Origin of the sequence: Streptomyces sp. CA-142005, assembly GCF_050942335.1 — a bacterium.
In the GTDB taxonomy this organism is placed as follows: Bacteria; Actinomycetota; Actinomycetes; order Streptomycetales; family Streptomycetaceae; genus Streptomyces.
The window spans coordinates 9,161,154-9,179,178 of sequence record NZ_CP192078.1; the positions used below are offsets into that span (position 1 = coordinate 9,161,154).

General features: G+C 72.9%; 16 protein-coding genes and 1 pseudogene. 10 read left to right on the forward strand and 7 right to left on the reverse strand.

The window, feature by feature from the left end; all coding sequences use genetic code 11:
- Positions 1-235: 235 nt before the first annotated feature.
- The 5 genes from ACQPXS_RS42270 (at position 236) to ACQPXS_RS42290 (ending at position 6,779) form a co-directional block, all read left to right on the forward strand.
- Positions 236-1,381 carry an ROK family transcriptional regulator gene (locus ACQPXS_RS42270; protein ID WP_433454793.1) on the forward strand — a complete coding sequence of 382 codons (1,146 nt, stop codon included), beginning with the start codon at positions 236-238 and terminating at the stop codon, positions 1,379-1,381.
- Between the two features lie 310 nt (positions 1,382-1,691).
- On the forward strand, positions 1,692-3,023 hold the full coding sequence (locus ACQPXS_RS42275; protein ID WP_433454794.1) for an ABC transporter substrate-binding protein: 1,332 nt from the start codon (positions 1,692-1,694) through the stop codon (positions 3,021-3,023).
- A gap of 44 nt (positions 3,024-3,067) precedes the next feature.
- Positions 3,068-4,045: a carbohydrate ABC transporter permease gene (locus ACQPXS_RS42280; RefSeq protein ID WP_433454795.1), complete on the forward strand. Its 978-nt coding sequence runs from the start codon at positions 3,068-3,070 to the stop codon at positions 4,043-4,045.
- 20 nt (positions 4,046-4,065) lie between these two features.
- Entirely contained in the window at positions 4,066-4,944 is an 879-nt protein-coding gene (locus ACQPXS_RS42285) for a carbohydrate ABC transporter permease (RefSeq protein WP_433454796.1), read from the forward strand.
- Positions 4,945-4,949: 5 nt separating this feature from the next.
- A complete protein-coding gene (locus ACQPXS_RS42290) occupies positions 4,950-6,779 on the forward strand; it encodes a hypothetical protein (protein ID WP_433454797.1) in 1,830 nt (609 codons plus the stop codon).
- A 6-nt stretch (positions 6,780-6,785) separates the two neighbouring features.
- Here the strand turns inward: ACQPXS_RS42290 and ACQPXS_RS42295 are convergent, their stop codons facing one another.
- A complete protein-coding gene (locus tag ACQPXS_RS42295; RefSeq protein ID WP_433454798.1) occupies positions 6,786-7,448 on the reverse strand; it encodes a nucleoside/nucleotide kinase family protein in 663 nt (220 codons plus the stop codon).
- 85 nt (positions 7,449-7,533) lie between these two features.
- Between ACQPXS_RS42295 and ACQPXS_RS42300 the strand changes: the two genes are divergently transcribed.
- Together ACQPXS_RS42300 and ACQPXS_RS42305 are read left to right on the forward strand one after the other, a co-directional pair.
- The gene (locus tag ACQPXS_RS42300) at positions 7,534-8,274 is read left to right on the forward strand and encodes an HAD family hydrolase (RefSeq protein WP_390679941.1); all 741 of its coding nucleotides are present in this window, start codon (positions 7,534-7,536) and stop codon (positions 8,272-8,274) included.
- Complete coding sequence (locus ACQPXS_RS42305) at positions 8,271-10,634, forward strand: glycoside hydrolase family 65 protein (protein WP_433454799.1); 2,364 nt, start codon at positions 8,271-8,273, stop codon at positions 10,632-10,634. The genes ACQPXS_RS42300 and ACQPXS_RS42305 overlap by 4 nt, the downstream gene beginning before the upstream one ends.
- Before the next feature lie 49 nt (positions 10,635-10,683).
- Here the strand turns inward: ACQPXS_RS42305 and ACQPXS_RS42310 are convergent, their stop codons facing one another.
- Positions 10,684-11,577 (reverse strand): M56 family metallopeptidase, encoded by an 894-nt coding sequence (locus ACQPXS_RS42310; RefSeq protein WP_365331238.1) that lies wholly within the window; start codon positions 11,575-11,577, stop codon positions 10,684-10,686.
- Positions 11,574-11,957 carry a BlaI/MecI/CopY family transcriptional regulator gene (locus tag ACQPXS_RS42315; RefSeq protein WP_390679938.1) on the reverse strand — a complete coding sequence of 128 codons (384 nt, stop codon included), beginning with the start codon at positions 11,955-11,957 and terminating at the stop codon, positions 11,574-11,576. Before ACQPXS_RS42315 ends, ACQPXS_RS42310 begins: the two co-directional genes overlap by 4 nt.
- Before the next feature lie 167 nt (positions 11,958-12,124).
- On the opposite strand from ACQPXS_RS42315, the gene ACQPXS_RS42320 reads away from it, so the two are divergent.
- The 3 genes from ACQPXS_RS42320 to prcB all read left to right on the forward strand — a co-directional run bounded on the left by ACQPXS_RS42320 (position 12,125) and on the right by prcB (position 15,518).
- A complete protein-coding gene (locus tag ACQPXS_RS42320; RefSeq protein ID WP_433456193.1) occupies positions 12,125-13,612 on the forward strand; it encodes a hypothetical protein in 1,488 nt (495 codons plus the stop codon).
- The gene (locus tag ACQPXS_RS42325) at positions 13,609-14,589 is read left to right on the forward strand and encodes a lysylphosphatidylglycerol synthase domain-containing protein (protein WP_433454800.1); all 981 of its coding nucleotides are present in this window, start codon (positions 13,609-13,611) and stop codon (positions 14,587-14,589) included. The genes ACQPXS_RS42320 and ACQPXS_RS42325 overlap by 4 nt, the downstream gene beginning before the upstream one ends.
- Positions 14,590-14,663: 74 nt before the next feature.
- Positions 14,664-15,518, forward strand: a complete 855-nt coding sequence (gene prcB, locus ACQPXS_RS42330) for a proteasome subunit beta (protein WP_433454801.1) — start codon at positions 14,664-14,666, stop codon at positions 15,516-15,518.
- A gap of 159 nt (positions 15,519-15,677) precedes the next feature.
- Here prcB and ACQPXS_RS42335 read toward each other — a convergent pair.
- The 4 genes and pseudogenes from ACQPXS_RS42335 to ACQPXS_RS42350 all read right to left on the reverse strand — a co-directional run.
- A pseudogene (locus ACQPXS_RS42335) lies at positions 15,678-15,899 on the reverse strand (response regulator transcription factor); the annotation flags it as partial.
- Positions 15,853-16,608: a phosphatase PAP2 family protein gene (locus tag ACQPXS_RS42340; RefSeq protein WP_433454802.1), complete on the reverse strand. Its 756-nt coding sequence runs from the start codon at positions 16,606-16,608 to the stop codon at positions 15,853-15,855. The gene ACQPXS_RS42340 and the pseudogene ACQPXS_RS42335, both read right to left, overlap by 47 nt.
- Positions 16,605-17,216 (reverse strand): phosphatase PAP2 family protein, encoded by a 612-nt coding sequence (locus ACQPXS_RS42345; RefSeq protein ID WP_433454803.1) that lies wholly within the window; start codon positions 17,214-17,216, stop codon positions 16,605-16,607. Before ACQPXS_RS42345 ends, ACQPXS_RS42340 begins: the two co-directional genes overlap by 4 nt.
- Positions 17,216-17,875, reverse strand: a complete 660-nt coding sequence (locus ACQPXS_RS42350) for a DedA family protein (RefSeq protein WP_365331222.1) — start codon at positions 17,873-17,875, stop codon at positions 17,216-17,218. The genes ACQPXS_RS42345 and ACQPXS_RS42350 overlap by 1 nt, the downstream gene beginning before the upstream one ends.
- Positions 17,876-18,025 lie beyond the last annotated feature (150 nt).

Consider the following 18,025-nt stretch of genomic DNA (forward strand, 5'->3'; position numbering starts at 1 on the left):
TCTCAAGGGATGGTTGGAGCGGTCGGGAAGCCCCGGGACGGGCCTCGGGCGGAGTACGGCAGGCGAGTACCGTGAAGTTCGTTAGGAAGTTAACTAACGAAGTACAGTGCGTCAAGAGGCGTCACGCCCCCGGTCCTTGGGACGACCGGGCCGCCCCGCGTGACGCCAGGCGTCCCCTCGCCGTATCCCGGTGGGTGAACCCTGCCGGGAGCGGTCCTTGACCTGTGGGAGAACCGTGGAACACGACGTGGTGACGGCGCCGCGGCTGTCCGAGAGCGCGAGCGCGGTCTTCGCCGTGCTCGCCCGGGCGGGCAGCGCGACCCGGCCGCAACTGGCGAGCCTCGCCGGCCTGTCCAAGCCGACGGTGTCCTCCGCCGTCGCCGAACTGCAGAGCGCTGGGCTCGCCGCCCTCTCCGGCACCGCCTCCAGCGGCACCGGCCGCACCGCCGCCGTGTACCGGCTGGGACCGGACGCCGGCGCCGTACTCGCCGTGGACCTGGGCCCCGACCTCACCCGGGTGCGGGGCTGCGCCCTGGACGGGACCCTGCTGGCCGAGGCCACCGGCTCCCGGGCCGGCGCCGCCGACGCCGTGCGCGAGGCCCTCGGGGCGCTGCCCGCCGGCATCCCGCTGCGCACCATCGTCGTCGCTGTCGGCGATGTCACCGAGCGGGCCGCGGGCGGCGGCACCATGCGTCCGGCGACCGAGAAGGCCGGGCCGGTCTTCGACTCCATGGCCGTCGCACTGCCACGGGGAGTCCCCGTCCACCTGGAGAACAACGTCAACTGCGCCGCCCTCGCCGAACTTCACGAGGGCGCCGCCCGGGGCCGCGGCACCTTCGGCTACCTCCGCGTCGGCGTGGGCGTCGGCCTCGGCATCGTCGTCGACGGCCGGGTGCTGCGCGGGGCCAACGGCGCCGCCGGTGAACTGGCCCGGCTGCCCTACCCGTGGGACGACGGCCGCGAGCCGCGCCTGGAGGCGCTGGAGGAGTACATCGGCGCCGAGTCCCTGCTGCGGCGCGCAGCCGCGGCCTGGCGGGACGCCGACGGGCCGTGCCCGGCCGGCACCGAGGGGCTGTTCGCCCTGGCCGGCCAGGGCTGCGCCCCGGCCTGTGCCGTCGTCGCCCGGCACGCCGTCGACGTGGGCCGGCTCGCCGCCGCCGTGGCCGCCGTGCTCGACCCGGGGCTGATCGTGCTGGGCGGCAGCACCGGCGCGGACCCGCAGCTGCTGCCCGGGGTGCGGGCCGAACTGGCGCGGCTGAGCTGGCCCACCGAGGTGGTCAGCAGCACGGTCGGCGAGCTGGGCACCGTCGTGGGCGCCGCCCGGCTCGCGGTCGCCCGCGGTGTCCGAACCGTGACCGAGGCCTCGCGAAGGAAGGATTGACGGCCTCCGGCTCGTTCTGCCAATGTCCGGACAAGCGCTTTCTAAGCCGGTCGGGAACACCGGCTTGGGGTGGCATCCGGGCCGTACGCGGCGTACGGCGCGGCGCACGAGGGCGTGCTCGTGCGGCACCGGCCCTCGGACGGCCGGGGATCCCACCCGTAGACAGGCGGTGCGGCCGGGCGAGGCCGCGCCCGGGAGGCGCACGTTCCCGAGCAACGCATCCGTGCCGCAGCGACCGCGCACCCGCACCCCGCACCCGTGCCGCGGCGACAGGCCGGGCATTCCGTCACGCACCTTCAGGGAGGACCCGGTGGGTCACCAGATCTCGCGCAGAACCCTCTTCCGCACCGCGAGCGGGCTCGCCGCCGCAGGCGCCCTCGGCCCGGCCCTCACCGCCTGCGCCGGCGGCACCGGAGCCGGCACCACCAGCGACAAGCTCACCATGACCTGGTGGGGCAGCGACGAGCGGCACGCGGCCTACAAGAAGGCCCTCGCGACCTTCCAGGAGAACAACCCCAAGATCAAGATAGAGGCCCGGTACTCGGGCTACGACGGCTACTTCGACAAGTTCAACACCCAGGTCGCCGGCGGCAGCGCCCCTGACCTGCTCCAGATGGACACCGCGCTGGTCGCCCAGTACGCCCGCAAGGGCATCCTCGCCCCGCTCGACTCCTACGTCGGCAAGTCCCTGGACCTGACGGGCTTCTCGAAGACGCTGCTGGCCGCGGGCACGGTCGACGGCAAGCTGTACGGCGTCCCCTCCGGTATCGGTGTCAACCAGCTCACCGTCAACCGCAGCGGCCTGGAGAAGCTCGGTCTGAAGTTCCCGGACCCGGAGTGGACCTGGGCCGACCTGAAGAACATCTCGGTCGACGTGTACAAGAAGAGCGGCGGCAAGATCTACGGCACCGACGACGTGGGCGGCGGCACCCTTCAGGCCTTCGAGATCTTCGCCCGGGAGAAGGGCCAGCAGCTGTTCGCCGCGGGCGGCAAGAAGCTCGGCTTCACCTCGGACACCCTCCAGGAGTGGTGGGAGTACTGGGCCGAGATGCGCAAGGTCAACGCCTGCCCCCCGCCGGCCATCACCTCCGCCGCGCACAACGACCTCACCAAGAACGCCGTCGTGATCGGCAAGGCGCTGTTCACCTTCGACACCGGTGTCTACGGCGCGGGCGGCTCGATCACCAGCGCCACACTGGACTTCCTGCCCACTCCGCAGGGCGACTTCTCCGGCGCCCGCGAGGGCAACTTCGTCAACGGCGGTGTCCTGCTGAGCGCCACGAAGGCCAGCAAGAGGGTCGCCGACTCCGTGAAGATCATGTCGTTCTTCGCGCAGGACCCGACGGCGATCAAGGACATGCAGCTGCAGCGGGGCATCCCGCCGACCGAGAAGGCCCGGAACCTGATCAAGGCGGGCCTGGACGACACGGACAAGCGCAACATGGCGATGGCCGACTACATCTCCAAGCGTGTCGCCAAGGCCACGGACGCGCTGCCGGCCCCGCAGCCGCCGCCGCAGGGCGCCGACCAGGTCTGGGACCTGCTGTTCCAGTCCAATCTGGCGATCGCCTTCGGCAAGGCGACGATCAAGTCGCAGCTCGGCAAGTTCTTCGATCAGGCGGCGGGAATCCTGTCCGCCTAGGCCGGGGCAGGGACGAACACCGGGAGAGTGCCAGGGAGATGAGTATGACCACCGCGAAGACCGACGAGGTCGCGAGGGAGGCGCATGCTCCGGCGACCCCGTCCGACCGGCGGGAACGCGACCGCCTGCGGCGCCGCCTGGCCAGACGGCGCGGTGGAGGGTGGTGGCCGTACGTCTTCCTGGCCCCCTGGTTCGTCGGTCTGTTCGGCCTGACGATCTACCCGATGCTGGACTCGCTGTACCTGTCCTTCACCGACTTCGACCTGCTCACGCCCGCCCGGTGGATCGGCGCGCAGAACTACACGCACATGTTCTCCGACGACCCGGTCTTCTGGGACTCGGTGCGCGCCACCCTGCTGTATGTCGCGATCTCCGTCCCGCTGAAGCTCGCGCTCGCGCTCGGCGTGGCCATCCTGCTCAACCGGCCGCTCAAGGGCATCGGCATCTACCGGGCCGCCTTCTATCTGCCCTCGCTGCTCGGCGGGGCGGTCGCCGTCGCGATCGTCTGGCGCCAGGTCTTCGGCGGCGACGGGCTGTTCAACGACTTCCTCGGCTGGTTCGGGATCAAGGGCCAGGACTGGATCTCCAGCCCGGACACCTCGATCTACACGCTCATCCTGCTCGCCGTCTGGCAGTTCGGCACCCCGATGGTCATCTTCCTCGCCGGCCTGAAGCAGCTGCCCAAGGACGTGTACGAGGCCGCCGCGATCGACGGCGCCGGAACGCTCACCCGGTTCTTCCGGATCACCCTCCCGCTGCTCACCCCGATCGTCTTCTTCAACCTGGTCCTGCAGATCATCGACGGGTTCAAGACGTTCACCCCCGCCTACGTCGTGAGCAACGGCACCGGCGGACCGCTCAACTCGACCATGCTGTACTCCCTCTACCTGTACAAGAAGGGTTTCGCAGACCTACAGATGGGATACGCCTCGGCGCTGGCCTGGGTGCTGTTCCTGGTCATCGCGGGCTTCACGGCGGTCAACTTCATCGCCGGCCGCTACTGGGTCCACTACGACGACTGAGCGAGGAGCCCGTTCCGATCATGTCCGCCATCACGCCGAGCGTTTCACCGCTCCAGAAGCTCCGCTCGCTCACCGGCCCGCGCCGCATCCTCCTGCACACTCTGCTCATCGGTGTCGCGATCGTCATGCTCTACCCGCTGCTGTGGATGCTCAGCAGCTCCCTGAAGCCCGACACCCAGATCTTCACCCACCCCGGACTGATCCCGGGCACGCTGCGTCCGCAGAACTACTCCGAGGGCTGGAGCGGCTCCGGAAACTCCTTCTCGCTCTACATCACCAACTCGCTGATCGTCACGATCGGCGCGGTGATCGGAAACGTCATCTCCTGCTCGCTGGCCGCCTACGCGTTCGCCCGCTTCGAGTTCCGGGGCAAGAAAATCTGGTTCGGCCTGATGCTCGGCACGCTCATGCTGCCCATGCAGGCCACGCTCATCCCGCAGTACACGATCTTCTACAACCTGACCTGGATCAACACCTTCCTGCCGCTGATCGTCCCGAAGTTCCTCGCCACCGACGCCTTCTTCATCTTCCTGATGGTGCAGTTCATCCGCTCCATCCCCCGCGAGCTGGACCAGGCCGCGATGATGGACGGCGCCAACCCGCTCCAGATCTACGGGAAGATCATCCTGCCGCTGATGCGGCCGGCCCTGGTCACCACCACGATCTTCACCTTCATCTGGACCTACGACGACTTCCTCAGCCAGCTCGTCTACCTCCAGCAGAACGCCCGCTTCACCGTCCCCCTCGGACTCACCCTCTTCCTGGACAAGACCAGCGGCTCCTCCTACGGCGCGATGTTCGCCATGTCGACACTCGCCCTCGCCCCCACGCTCATCTGCTTCCTCGTCTTCCAGAAGAGACTGGTCGAAGGCCTGGCCACCACCGGAATGAAGGGCTGAACAGCGTGCATCTGCCCCACCAGCGCGGCCCGCTGCACGACCTGCCGGACACCCCCGACGCCTACGACGCCGTCCTCGCCGACGTCACCGAGCAGGCCCTCGCCCGGATGACCCCCGACGGCAACCTCGAACACCCCGACGCCCACGACGACGTCGGCGACACCTGCCTCGGCATCACCTCACTGCTCGCCCTGGCCTGGCAGCGCGGCAAGGACCCCCGGCTGCCGGAGGCCGTCCGCCGCAGCCTCGCCTTCCATCTGCGCGAGCGCGTGTACACCGAGGACAACCCCGGCTACCCGAACCTCAAGGTCACCGGCTCGGGTCTGCCCCACGCCCGTTACGTCCTCCAGGCCGGTGCCCATCCCATCGGCGACTGGCCCAGTACGGTCTGGGCGCTGCTCCAGGCGGTCAACGTCCTCGACGGGGCCGACGGTCTCCTGGACGACGAACAGCGCACGGCACTGCGGGATATGGCGCACGGCTACTGGCGATGGCTCACCGAGGCCACCTTCTTCAACCCGCAGGAGGCCGGGAACCAGGCCATCGGCTGCGTGGTCGGCGGCCTGATGCTCGCCCGCCACCTCCCGCCAGGGCAGGGCGAGTCGGTCCGGGCGCGCGCACTGAGCCTGTACGCCGACGAGATCCGCGCCCACCGCGTCCGCGACCGGGGTGCGCTCCTGCCTCCCGAGCACGGCGGTGCCTACGACAACAACTACGGCCCGATCTCCCTGTCCTTCCTGGCCCAGGCCCACCGGGTCAGTGGAGAGGAGATGTTCGCCGAGGACGGCGACACCCTCGCCCGCTACATCGACGCCCGGCTGACGTCCGGGGGCTACGACAACGGCGGGCCCCGCTACAGCGAACAGCACTCCGGTTTCGAATCCGTCCTCGGGCTGCGGTACTTCGGCGCGCGCATCGGCGCCGACCTCGGCCGCTACCGGGGTGATACGCGCTGGGGCCGGCACGCGGCACAGCCAGACGGCGGGATCGACGGGCACTTCGCGTTCATGCTGGTCTGGCAGATCCAGGACACCACCCGCTGGCACCGCGAGCCGGCGGAGGCTCCCCGCCGCCACCAACTGCGCTCCGGAACGGTGTCCGTGGCCTTCGACAGCCGGATGACCCCCTCGCTCATCGAGGCGGCCGGCACCTACTACCTGCCCGCGGCCGTGCGCCGCCGGCACGGGTTCGGCCCGGTCACGGACGGCTTCCTGCTGTGCCGCCCCACGGGCGAGGTCCGGGTCGCGGACGTCCGCGCCGACGGGCTCGCGGCGAAGCTGGTGACCAAGCCAGTCGTCGGCCGCGACCACGTCCTGCGCCATGTGCGCTCGCTGTACGTCACCGACGGCACGAGCCTGTGGGTGACGGTCGTTGTGGAGCGGCTCGACGGGACGCCGTACCTGCTGTCCGGGCTGCCGTACGCGGCCGACGACGGCGACCGGGTGCGCCGCACAGCCGAGGGTCAGGTCACCGCGGCGGGAGGCCTGCGCCTCACGCACCCCACGGACTCCGGCCCCGACCACTTCGACGCCCGCGGCGAACTCACGCAGGAACAGGCGGCGTTCGCGCTCGCCGCCGATCCACGCGGCTACGGCAACCCCGACGAGGGCTGGCGCCACCTGGTCTCCTCCAGCGCCCTGGAGGCCGAGCCGGCGCCGGGCGCCCCCGAGGACCTGCACGTGTTCGCCGTGCGCTACGGGCCAGGCGGACCCTTCGCGCCGGTGTTCGAGGAGGGCGCGGACGGTCTCACCGTACGCACGGAGGCGTTCACGGCGGTCGTCGGCGCGGCGGCGGGTGACAGCCGTGGGGAGCCGTCCCTCACCCTGCGTCGCTGAGCGTCGTCAGCGTTCGGGGAGCACCGGTGCCGGCAGCGCGCCCGCCGGCACCACCAGGTCCGCCCGCACCCGGGTCGCCGCCACCAGGTCGGCGTTGCGCTGGTCCGTGCCCAGCACCCAGGCCACGGCCGTCTCGTGGTCCTTGCCGAACTCCTCGTGCCGGGCGATCAGCCGACGGATCCGCGCCTCCTCGTCCGTCTCGCAGAACCACACCTCGTCCAGGCACGGCCGCACCCGCGCCCATGAACCCTCCGTCAGCAGAAGGTAGTTGCCCTCGGTCACCACCAGCCGTGCGGCCGGCGGCACCGGAATCGCGCCCGCGATCGGCTGTTCCAGCACCCGCTCGAACCCGGGTGCGTACACCACCTCGTCGGTGTCCTCGTGCAGCCGCCGCAGCAGCGCCGCGTACCCGGCCGCGTCGAAGGTGTCCGGCGCGCCCTTGCGGTCCCGGCGGCCGAGCCGGTCCAGTTCGGTGTCGGCGAGGTGGAAGCCGTCCATGGGCACGTGCGCGGCCCAGGGCGGCCCGTCGGTGTTCAGGGCGCGCACCAGGTGCTCGGCGAGGGTGGTCTTGCCCGCACCGGGGCTGCCCGCGATGCCCAGCACGGCACGGCGGCGGTCCCGGACGAGGCCACGGGCACGGTCGAGGAGATCGGCGAAGGTCAGCGGCACACAGCAGAGTGTGTCACCTGGAGTTCGCACAGTGTGTGGCGTGTGCCACTCACTGGACGGCGCCCCACGGGGAACAGTGCTGGGTATGACTCAGCTCGGTCTGCCCGACACCATCCAGGCCTGTCTCTTCGATCTCGACGGGGTCGTCACCAGGACGGCCGTCGTCCACGCCGCCGCCTGGAAGGAGACGTTCGACGCGTTCCTGCGGGACTACGCGGGGGAGCAGGGGCGGCCGTTCGACGCGGTCGCCGACTACGACGAGTACGTGGACGGGCGCCCCCGCGCCGACGGGGTCCGCGCCTTCCTCGACTCGCGCGGCATCCGCCTGCCCGAGGGCACCCCGGAGGACCCGCCGGACGCACCTACCGTGCACGGCCTCGGCAACCGCAAGAACGTCCTGCTGCTGGAGCGCATCCGCACCGGCGGCGTGGAGGCCTACGAGGGCACGCTGCGCTATCTGGAGGCGGTCCGTGCCGAGGGGCTGCGCACGGCGATCGTCTCCTCCAGCGCCAACTGCCGGGACGTGCTGCGCTCCGTCGGTGCCGAGCACTTCTTCGACGTGCGGATCGACGGTGTGGTCGCCGCCGAGCGGCGGCTGCCGGGCAAGCCGCACCCCGACACCTTCCTCGCCGCCGCCCACGACCTGGGCGTCGAGGCGTCCCGGGCCGCCGTCTTCGAGGACGCGCTGGCCGGCATGGACGCGGGCCGCGCGGGCGGCTTCGGGTATGTCGTCGGCGTGGACCGCGTGGGCCAGGCCGACGCCCTGTACGCGCACGGCGCGACCATTGTGGTGAAGGACCTGGCCGAGCTGGGAGGCAAGCAGTGATCACCGACCGGTCGTACAGCGTGGAGCCGTGGGCCGTGCGGGAGACGGCCCTCGATCTCGATGTGCTCGCCCAGAGCGAGTCGGTGTTCGCGCTGTCCAACGGGCACGTCGGCTGGCGCGGCAACCTCGACGAGGGCGAACCGCACGGCCTGCCCGGCAGCTACCTCAACGGCGTCCACGAGGTGCACCCGCTGCCGTACGCGGAGGCCGGCTACGGCTACCCGGAGTCGGGCCAGACGGTCATCAACGTCACCAACGGCAAGATCCTCAGGCTGCTGGTGGACGACGAGCCGTTCGACCTGCGCTACGGCCGGCTCGTCGCCCACGAGCGGGTGCTGGACCTGCGCCGCGGGGTGCTGGAGCGGACCTGCGAGTGGACCTCCCCGGCGGGCTCCACGGTGCGGGTGCGCTCGACCCGGCTGGTCTCGCTGACGCAGCGCGCGGTGGCCGCGGTGGCGTACGAGGTCCAGGCCGTCGGCAGCCGCAGCCGGGTGGTGATCCAGTCCGAGCTGGTCGCCAACGAGACCCTGCCCGAGTCGAACGGCGACCCGCGCACGGCCATCGCACTGCAGTCGCCGCTGGAGCAGGAGGACCACTTCGCCTCCGGCGGCAGGCTGCGGCTGGTGCACCGCACCAGGCGCAGCGGCCTGCGGGTCGCCGTGGCCGCCGACCACGTCGTCAGCGGCCCCGAACGCACCAGCACCCGCAGCGAGAGCGGCACCGACGTGGCCCGGCTGACGGTCACCTCCGTACTGGAGCCCGGGCAGACCCTCCGGGTCGAGAAGCTGGTCGCGCACGGCTGGTCCGGCACCCGTTCGCTGCCCGCGATGGCCGACCAGGTCGACGCCGCGCTCGCCGCGGCCGCGCACGACGGCTGGGACGGCCTGCTGGCGGACCAGCGGACCTGCCTGGACGACTTCTGGTCCCGCGCCGACGTCGAGGCGGAGGGTGACGAACAGGTCCAACAGGCCGTCCGCTTCGCCCTGTTCCACGTCCTGCAGGCGGGCAGCCGGGCCGAGCAGCGGGCCATCCCGGCGAAGGGCCTGACCGGCTCCGGCTACGACGGGCACGCCTTCTGGGACACCGAGATGTTCGTGCTGCCCGTGCTCACCCACACCGCCCCCGCGGCGGTCGCCGAGGCGCTGCGCTGGCGGCACAACACCCTGGACGAGGCCCGCGAACGCGCGGCCCAACTCGGGCTCGGCGGAGCCGCGTTCCCCTGGCGGACGATCGCCGGACCGGAGGGCTCGGCGTACTGGCCGGCCGGTACCGCCGCCTTCCACGTGAACGCCGGCGTGGCCGACGCGGTGGTCCGCTACGTCGAGGCCACCGGCGACCGCGTGTTCGAGCGCGAGGTCGGCGTGGAACTGCTGGTCGAGACGGCCCGGTTGTGGCGCTCGCTGGGCCACCACGACGCGCACGGCGTCTTCCACATCGACGGCGTCACCGGACCCGACGAGTACAGCGCGGTCGCCGACGACAACACGTACACCAACCTCATGGCCCGGCAGAACCTGCTCGCCGCGGCCGACGCCGTCGAACGCCATCCGCGCGAGGCGGCACGGCTCGGCGTGGACGAGGAGGAGAGCGCGGCCTGGCGGGACGCCGCCGAGGCCATGTACGTCCCCTACAACGACGAACTCCGCGTCCACGAGCAGCACGCCGGGTTCACCCGCTACCAGCGCTGGGACTTCGCCGGCACCCGCCCCGACCAGTACCCGCTGCTGCTGCACTTCCCCTACTTCGACCTCTACCGCAAGCAGGTCGTCAAGCAGGCCGACCTGGTGCTGGCCATGTACACCTGCGGGGACTTCTTCGACACGGGAGACGACGAGGAGGACGCCGAGCAGGTCGCCCGGAACTTCGCCTACTACGAGCCGCTGACCGTGCGGGACTCCTCCCTGTCGGCGTGCTGCCAGGCCGTCGTCGCCGCCCAGGTGGGCCATCTGGACCTCGCCTGGGCGTACACCACCGAGGCGGCCCTGATGGATCTGCAGGACCTGGAGCACAACACCCGCGACGGGCTGCACATCGCCTCGCTGGCCGGTACCTGGATGGCGCTGGTGGCGGGCTTCGGCGGGATGCGCCGCGACGGGGAGCGGCTGCGGTTCGCGCCGCGCCTGCCCGAGCGGCTGAGCCGGCTCGCCTTCAACGTGGAGTTCCGCGGCCGGCGGCTGCGCGTGGACATCGGCGCGGACAAGGCCACGTACGCGCTGCTGGACGGCCCGCCGCTGACCCTGCGCCACCATGGTGAGCCGCTGACCGTGAGCACCGACGAGCCGGCGGTGCGGGCCGTACCGCCGGCGGTCCGCCGCCCCACGCCGGAGCAGCCGCCGCATCGCGCCCCGAACGGCGGCTGAGGCAGGAGCGTCGCTGCGCGTGCCTGCCCCGCGCCCCTTGAGGGCGCTCTCAGTTCAGGACGCCGGACAGTTGCCGCAGCAGATCCCCCGTCGCGTCCGCGGCGAGCAGCGCGGACAGGGTGCCCAGGAGGAGGACGGCCGCCGCGGCCGGCCACAGCCGTGGCGGCGGGCTGGTCTGCAGCGCCGCGATGCGCCGGGTGACGGAGCGGTCGGTGAAGTGCAGGGCGCAGGCGGTGCGGGCCCGGCCGGCGGTGAGCGCGGCCCGGGCCAGTGCCCGGGCGGTGGTGCGCCGGTCGCCGACCGTGGCCGCCGCCTGCTCGTCGGCCCACCGCTCCACGAGGAAGCCGACGGCCCTGCGCACCGGGCCGAGCAGGGGGTCGGCCGCCGCCGCGAGGGTCGCCGCCGTGACCAACGGCCCGTGCCGGTGGGCGAGATGGGCGCGCTCGTGCGCGAGCAGCACCCGCCGCTCGGCGGGCTCGAGGGTGCGCAGCATCGCCGAGGTGACCAGGATCCGGCCCGGCCGGCCCGGGATCGCGAACGCCTGCGGCACGTCGGAGGCGGCGACGATCAGCTCGGTGCCCGCCGGGTGCCCCGCGCACAGCCTGCGCAGGGCCCGCCGGGTACGGCGCTCGGCGCGTACGGCCCGGTACACCCGTACGGCGATCGCCACCAGCGCCAGGCAGGCGGCGAGGCCGATCGCCTCGGGCACCGGGTCCGTCACCGGATGCCCGTCCTCACGGGCCTCGCGGATCACCGGCGGCGCGTGCCCGAGGAGCGCGGCGGCCAGCAGGACCAGTGACCAGGTGGTGGCGGCGGCCGTCAGCACGGCCGCCGAGGTGAGCACGCGCGCGGCGAGCGCCGGAGCGACCGAACGGGCGACCAGCGGGCCGACCACCGACAGCAGCAGGGACAGCACCAGCGGGGTGTACACGTCGAACCTCATGCGCCGCCTCCGGCGAGCAGTTCGCGCAGCGCCCGCTCCTCCTCGGGGCTCAGCCCGGTCACGAACTGCTGGAGCGCGGCGATCGGGTCCGGGCCCCGGTCCAGGGCCTCGTGCATCGCCGCGGCGGTCAGCTCGGCAGCGTTCTTCGCCGGCCGGTACGCGCCGCGCCGCCCGTCGGCGTCCCGCAGCACGAGCCCTTTGTCGTACAGGCGTTTGAGGATGGTGTGCACCGTGTTGTAGGCGAGCGCCCCGTCGATCTCGGCCTGTATCTCGGCCGGGGTCAGTGGCCGCTCGGTGGCCCAGAGCGTGGCCAGGACCTCGCTCTCCAGCTCACCGGCGCTGCGCCGCTCCGCCCTGCCGCGGGACCCTGTGCCAGCCATGCCCCAACCTTACAGCGCGTAGTGCCGTGGGCCGGATGGCCCTGTCCGCCCGGTATCGGGCAGGTATTCGGGGTAGTTTGGCGGTGTTTTCCCCGACTCCCGTTCGCGGCCCTACAGGTTGTAGGGTGACAAGGGTCCCCACATGCCGCGGGGGCAGAGGGGTGATGATGGCCGGCAGCGCGCACGCCACACTCGCCGGACTCCGGCGCTCACGCTCACCGCGCACGCCCGGCGGCACCCGGCCCGTCCGCATCACCGCCCCGCTCGCGGCCGTCGCCGTGGTCTTCGCTTTGGCCCAACTGCTCCTGGTCCGGCCCGGCATGGGCCTCGGCTGGGACGAGGCGGTGTACGTCAGCCAGGTCAGCCCCCAGGCCCCCGCCGCCTTCTTCAGCGCACCACGGGCCCGCGGAGTCTCCCTGCTCGTCGCGCCCGTCGCCTCCTGGTCCACCTCCACCGCGCTGCTGCGGATCTACCTCGCCGTCCTGTCCGGCCTCGCCCTGTACCTGGCCCTGCGCGCCTGGCGCGGCCTGTTCCCGGTGCGCGTGCTCGCCCTGGCCGGCGCCCTCTTCGCCTCCCTGTGGGTCACCCTGTTCTACGGCCCGCAGGCCATGCCCAACTACTGGGTCGCCGTCGGCGCCCTGGCCGCCGTCGCCTGCTTCCTGCGCGCCCGCGCCGACCGAGGCGACAGGGGCGCTCTGTGGGGCCTGGCGGCGAGTGCCGCGCTCATGGCGCTGATGCGGCCCATGGACGCCGTCTGGGTAGTGCTGCCGCTCCTCGCCCTCGGCCTCGCACGCCGCCTCTGGCGGGCGCTCGCGGCGCTGCTCGCCGGCCTCGCGGCCGGCAGCGCCGAGTGGGTCATCGAGGCCTTCGCCGATTACGGCGGCCTGGTGCGCCGGCTGTCCGAGGGCTCGGAGATCCAGGGCGGACTCGGCTGGCATCTCGCCGTCGTGGACCAGCTGCGCAGCCTCGGCGGCCGGGCGCTGTGCCGGCCCTGCACCGGTGACGTCCCCCACCCGGTGGTCACCGTCTGGTGGTTCGTCCTGCCCCTGCTCGCCGTGCTCGGGCTCGTCGTCGCCGTCCGCGCCCGGCGTACGACGGCCACGCTGCTGCCGCTCGCCTGCGCGGCCACCGCCGCGTTCCCGTACCTGTTCATGATCGGCTACGCCGCGCCGCGCTTCCTGCTCCCGGCCTACGCCCTGCTCGCACTCCCGGTCGCCGACGCGCTCATGTACCTGCTCAGGGCGCCGCGCCGGCCCTGGCGCCCGGTCGTCGCGGCACTGCTTTGCCTCGGACTGGCCGCCCACCTCGCGGTGCAGCTGGCCGTCCTGGAGAACACGGTCGACGGCGCCACGGAGTCCCACGGCGCCTGGTCCCGCACGGCCACCGCGCTGCACCGGGTCGGCGTCCGCCCGCCCTGCCTGCTCACCGGGGACGAGGCGATCCCGGTCGCGTTCTACACCGGCTGTTCCTCGGCCGCGACGACCGGGCACAACGCCAACAGCACCGAGGAGGCCATCATCGGGACCGCCCGGCGGATCCCGGTCGCCGTACTGGTGCCCGGCGGCTCCCGGCCGCCCGGATACGCCCGCGACTGGCCGTCCGAACCGCTCGACGGACAGCGGCTGTACTACTCCCTGCCCGGGAGCGGCCGATGACGTCCCCGATCCCCACCCAGGAACGGCCGGCGGAGTCCCCGCCGCACCTCGCCCCGTCCCTGGGCCGCCGGCACGCCTACTGGCACGCCGGCGTCCTGCTCGCCGTCCTGCTCGGCGGCCTCTACCTGGCCCGCCGGCACTGGCCCGCCCTGGAGAGCGGGGCCGGGCGGCTGGCCGGCGCCGACCAGGGCTGGCTGCTGGTCGGCGCGACGGCGGCCCTCGGCACCTGGGCCGCCTCGGCGCTCGCCCAGCAGGGCGCGGTCGTACGACGGTTGCCCGGATCCCGGCTGGTCGCCGCCCAGTTCGCCGCCTCCGCCGCCAACCATCTGCTGCCCGCCGGGCTCGGCGCGGGCGCGGTGAACCTCAGGTTCCTGATGCGCTGCGGACTGCCCGCGGGCCGCTCGGCCAGTGCGCTCGCCGTCAAGGCCACCGCCGGTGGCACGGTCCGCCTGGCCCTGATCGCGCTGCTCGCCCCGGCCTGCCCGGGACTCCTTCGTCCGCCGCACCTCACCGCGACGGTCCTCGCCGTCGCCCTGGGCGGACTCGTGCTGCTCTCCGCGCTGCCGGTCACCCCCTGGTGGGCGCGCTGCCGCCGAGCCCTGTCGGCCGTCCTGGCCGACATCCGCGCGCTGCACGGCTGCCCCGCTCGGGCGGCGGCCCTGTGGGGCGGTTCCCTCGCCTTCACCGCGCTGCACTCCCTGGTCGTCATCGCCGTCACCCAGGCGGTCGGACTGCCCCTGCCGGCGCTCCAGGTGGCCCTGCTGTACCTCGCCGCCAGCAGCGCCGCCGCCCTGCTGCCCACCCCGGGCGGCCTCGGTTCCCTGGACGCGGCACTCGCCCTCGCCCTCACCGTCTCCGGCGCCCCCGGCGCGGCCGCCGCCTCCGCGGTGCTCGGATACCGGCTGCTGACCGTGTGGCTGCCCCTGCTTCCGGGGCTTGTGGTGCTCGGTGTGCTGGTGCGGCGCAAAGCCCTGTGAGGGACGGGGAGTTTCCCGCACGTCCGGCGCAGGTAGGAGTCGGGTGTCGCATGCCGAACAGGAGGGGGAGAGCCATGTCGGGGAACGACACGGCGGGCCTGCCGGGCGAGGCGTTCTTCACGCCGGGGACTTCGTCCTTCACCGAGTTCCTGGCCGCGCACCGCCCCGGGCTGCTTCCCACCGTACCCGTGCTGCCCGCCGGGGTGCGGACGGCTCCCGACCGGTTCCCGCACGGCACCACGGTGCTCGCCCTCACCTACCGCGACGGCGTACTGATCGCCGGCGACCGCCGGGCCACCATGGGCAACCTGATCGCCCAGCGCGACCTGGAGAAGGTGCATCCCGCCGACGACTACACGGCCGTCGCCTTCGCCGGCACCGTCGGCCTCGCCGTCGACATGGTGCGGCTCTACCAGGTCGAGCTCACGCACTTCGAGAAGATCGAGGGCACGCCGATGACCCTGGCCGGCAAGGCGACCCGGCTCGCGGCCATGATCCGGCAGAACCTCGCCCAGGCCATGCAGGGCCTCGCCGTCGTCCCGCTGCTCGCCGGCTACGACCCCACCGCGCCCGACGGCGGCCGCGGCCGCATCTTCGGCTTCGACGCGGCGGGCGGCCTCTACGAGAAGTACGACTTCTACGCCGAGGGCTCCGGCTCCCCGTACGCCCGGGGCGCCCTGAAGAAGCTGTACCGGCCGGGCCTCACCCGGCGCGAGGCCGTCCTCGCCGCGCTGCAGGCGCTGTACGACGCGGCCGACGACGACTCGGCCACCGGCGGCCCCGACCTGAACCGCCGTATCTTCCCCGTCGTCTCCGTCATCACCGAGGACGGCTTCGAGCGGCTGCCGCAGGAGGAGACCGGGGAACTCAGCCGGGAGATGATCGAGCAGCGCACCGCCCGCCCGGACGGCCCGCACGCCACACCCTGACCCGTGCGGTGCCGGCCGCTCAGGATGCGTTCAGGTTGTCGTCGGCACTGTCGGTGCCATGACCTCACAGACCTCTACGACCACGCCGGCCGGCGGTGGCACCACCGCGCCGGGCCGTCGCGCACGCGACCTCGTCGCCGAGCGGATGGACCTCGGCCAGGCGAGGAAGCCGTTCGCCCGCATCGCCTGGCAGACGTCCCGGCCGTCGGCGTCCGGCAGGCCGACGTCCAGCACGACGGCGGACACGTCCGGTGTCGCCAGCCGCAGGGCGGTGGCGCCGTCGCCGGCGCAGACCGTGTCGAAATCCTCGTCCTGCAGACCACGGCGCAGCACGTCACGCAGGGCGTGATCGTCCTCGACGATGAGAATCCTGGGGCGCATGTCTCTCCACCGGCCCGTCGGCCGCGTTGTTCGGGTGGGGTGTGCCCGGCTCCGGGGCAGGCAGGACGTGGCGCCCGGGCAGCCACCGGGCCGCCGCGCAGACGAAGAGGGCGAGCCAGCCGACGGCGAGCAGCCAGCCGCCGACCACGTCGGTGAACCAGTGCACGCCCAGGAAGACGCGGGTCAGCCCGACCCCCGCCCCCCAGCACGCGACCAGCAGACACAGCACGGTTCTGCCGCGCGGGGCGCGCAGGCACAGGGCCGTGATCAGCAGGCCCGCCGTCAGCGCGGCCGTGGTGGTGTGACCGGAGGGGAACGACCAGCCGGAGGCCTGGGTCTGCCAGTCGTACTGCGGCGGCCGGGCCCTGGCGACCAGCTCCATCACGCCGTACCGCACGGCCTGGCCCGCGCCCAGGCAGACCACGGCGAGCGGCACGGCCACCAGCCGCTGCCGCCCGGTGCGGCCCGCGATCAGCCCGGCCAGGACCACCAGGACGTACGGCACGACACCCGTGCCCGTGGCGGTCAGGCCGCGGGCCACCGCCACCGCCACCGGCGGACGGTGCCCGAGGGACCAGGACAGCAGACCCCGGTCCGGGTCGAGCGGGCCGCCCTGGTCGCTCACCACGACGGCGGCCAGCACCGCGAACGCCATCCAGGCGCCCAGGGCCACCGTGCCCGCCGGCTCCGCGAGCTTCCCGGGCTTCATACGGTCCCCGCCACCAGCAGCGGGCGCAGCCAGGTCTCCGACAGCCGTCCGGCGAGCCGGGCCGGCAGGCGGCGCAGGACGATCATGGCCAGGAAGCCGGCCAGCCCGCCGAGCGCCGCCCCCGCGACGACGTCGTGCGGATAGTGCACCCCGACCCACACCCGGGAGGCCGCCATGGCGAGCGCGCACACCGAGGCGACGGCGCCCAGCCGGCGGGACACGAAGAACAGGGCGACCGCCGCGGCGAAGGCGACGGCGGTGTGATTGCTCGGGAACGCCCAGTCCCCCCGCGCCGGACACGCCTCCAGCGTACGGAAGGCCAGGCCGCGGCACGGCCGGTCCTCGGCGACCACCGGCTTCACGGCGCTGTTCACGGCGAACGCCACCACCACCGCCACCGGCACGCTCAGCGCCGTCATGGCCGCGTCCGCCCCGCCCCGGCGGGCCCGCCACCAGCCCACCACCATGAGCAGCGCGAACACCGCCAGCCCGTACGCCGACCACACGGCGATGGTGCCGTCCAGCCAGCCGGGGGAGCGGTGGGCGAGGTCCACCACGTCCAGGTAGAGCGGCCCGTCGATCGAGGAGCCGGACCGAGCGGACGTCATCAGCGGGTCTCCCTGGCCGCCCTGCGGGAGCGCAGCACCTCGGCCGCGAGCGGGAGGAGGGACACGACGACGATCAGCGCGATCACCGGCAGCAGGTACCTGTCGATGTTCGGAATCGAGGAGCCCAGCGCGTATCCGGCGAGCGTGACGCCGAGGCTCCACACGAGTCCGCCCGTCACCTGCCACAGGGTGAAGGTCCGGGCCGGGACCTCGAGCGCGCCGGCGAGCGGGTTCAGCACCGTGCGCACCACCGGGATGAAGCGGGCCAGCACGATCGCCTTCGCGTGTCCGTACCGCTCCAGGAGTTCCTCGGCACGCTGCGCGCCCTCGCGCAGCTTCGCCGACCGGCTGCGGGCCAGCAGCGCGCCGCCCGCCTTCCGGCCGAGCAGGAACCCGCACTGCGCGCCGGCCAGCGCGCCGACGGCCGCCGCGACGAGCAGCGGCCCGAGCGAGAGGTGCACCCCGCTGTCGGACTTGCCCGTGCACAGCAGCCCGGCCGTGAACAGCAGGGAGTCTCCCGGCAGGAAGAACCCGATCAGCAGGCCCGTCTCCGCGAAGAGCACCACGCCGACGCCGAGCACGCCGAAGGCGGCGAGCAGCGAGTGGGCGTCGAGCACGTTGACCGCGAGCTGCGACGCCAGGTGTGGGGGAGTGGCCATCGCCGTACGCCCTTTCCTTCGACTTGCTTCGACAAGATCCGACTACACATTTGTAGACGGTCTACCGACCTGTAGACGAACGGAGAGTGGTGAACGTTCCCGGACTTTGCCTGCCCATTGCCACTTCGTGACCGGTCGACTACATGGGCG

Bases quoted from the DNA above. Each gene is read 5' to 3' on its own strand.
- ACQPXS_RS42350 (WP_365331222.1), bottom strand. From the start codon at position 17,875: ATGGCCACTCCCCCACACCTGGCGTCGCAGCTCGCGGTCAACGTGCTC.
- prcB (WP_433454801.1), top strand. From the start codon at position 14,664: ATGTCGGGGAACGACACGGCGGGCCTGCCGGGCGAGGCGTTCTTCACG.
- ACQPXS_RS42320 (WP_433456193.1), top strand. From the start codon at position 12,125: ATGGCCGGCAGCGCGCACGCCACACTCGCCGGACTCCGGCGCTCACGC.
- ACQPXS_RS42315 (WP_390679938.1), bottom strand. From the start codon at position 11,957: ATGGCTGGCACAGGGTCCCGCGGCAGGGCGGAGCGGCGCAGCGCCGGT.
- ACQPXS_RS42280 (WP_433454795.1), top strand. From the start codon at position 3,068: ATGACCACCGCGAAGACCGACGAGGTCGCGAGGGAGGCGCATGCTCCG.
- ACQPXS_RS42325 (WP_433454800.1), top strand. From the start codon at position 13,609: ATGACGTCCCCGATCCCCACCCAGGAACGGCCGGCGGAGTCCCCGCCG.
- ACQPXS_RS42285 (WP_433454796.1), top strand. From the start codon at position 4,066: ATGTCCGCCATCACGCCGAGCGTTTCACCGCTCCAGAAGCTCCGCTCG.
- ACQPXS_RS42340 (WP_433454802.1), bottom strand. From the start codon at position 16,608: ATGAAGCCCGGGAAGCTCGCGGAGCCGGCGGGCACGGTGGCCCTGGGC.
- ACQPXS_RS42300 (WP_390679941.1), top strand. From the start codon at position 7,534: ATGACTCAGCTCGGTCTGCCCGACACCATCCAGGCCTGTCTCTTCGAT.
- ACQPXS_RS42345 (WP_433454803.1), bottom strand. From the start codon at position 17,216: ATGACGTCCGCTCGGTCCGGCTCCTCGATCGACGGGCCGCTCTACCTG.
- ACQPXS_RS42310 (WP_365331238.1), bottom strand. From the start codon at position 11,577: ATGAGGTTCGACGTGTACACCCCGCTGGTGCTGTCCCTGCTGCTGTCG.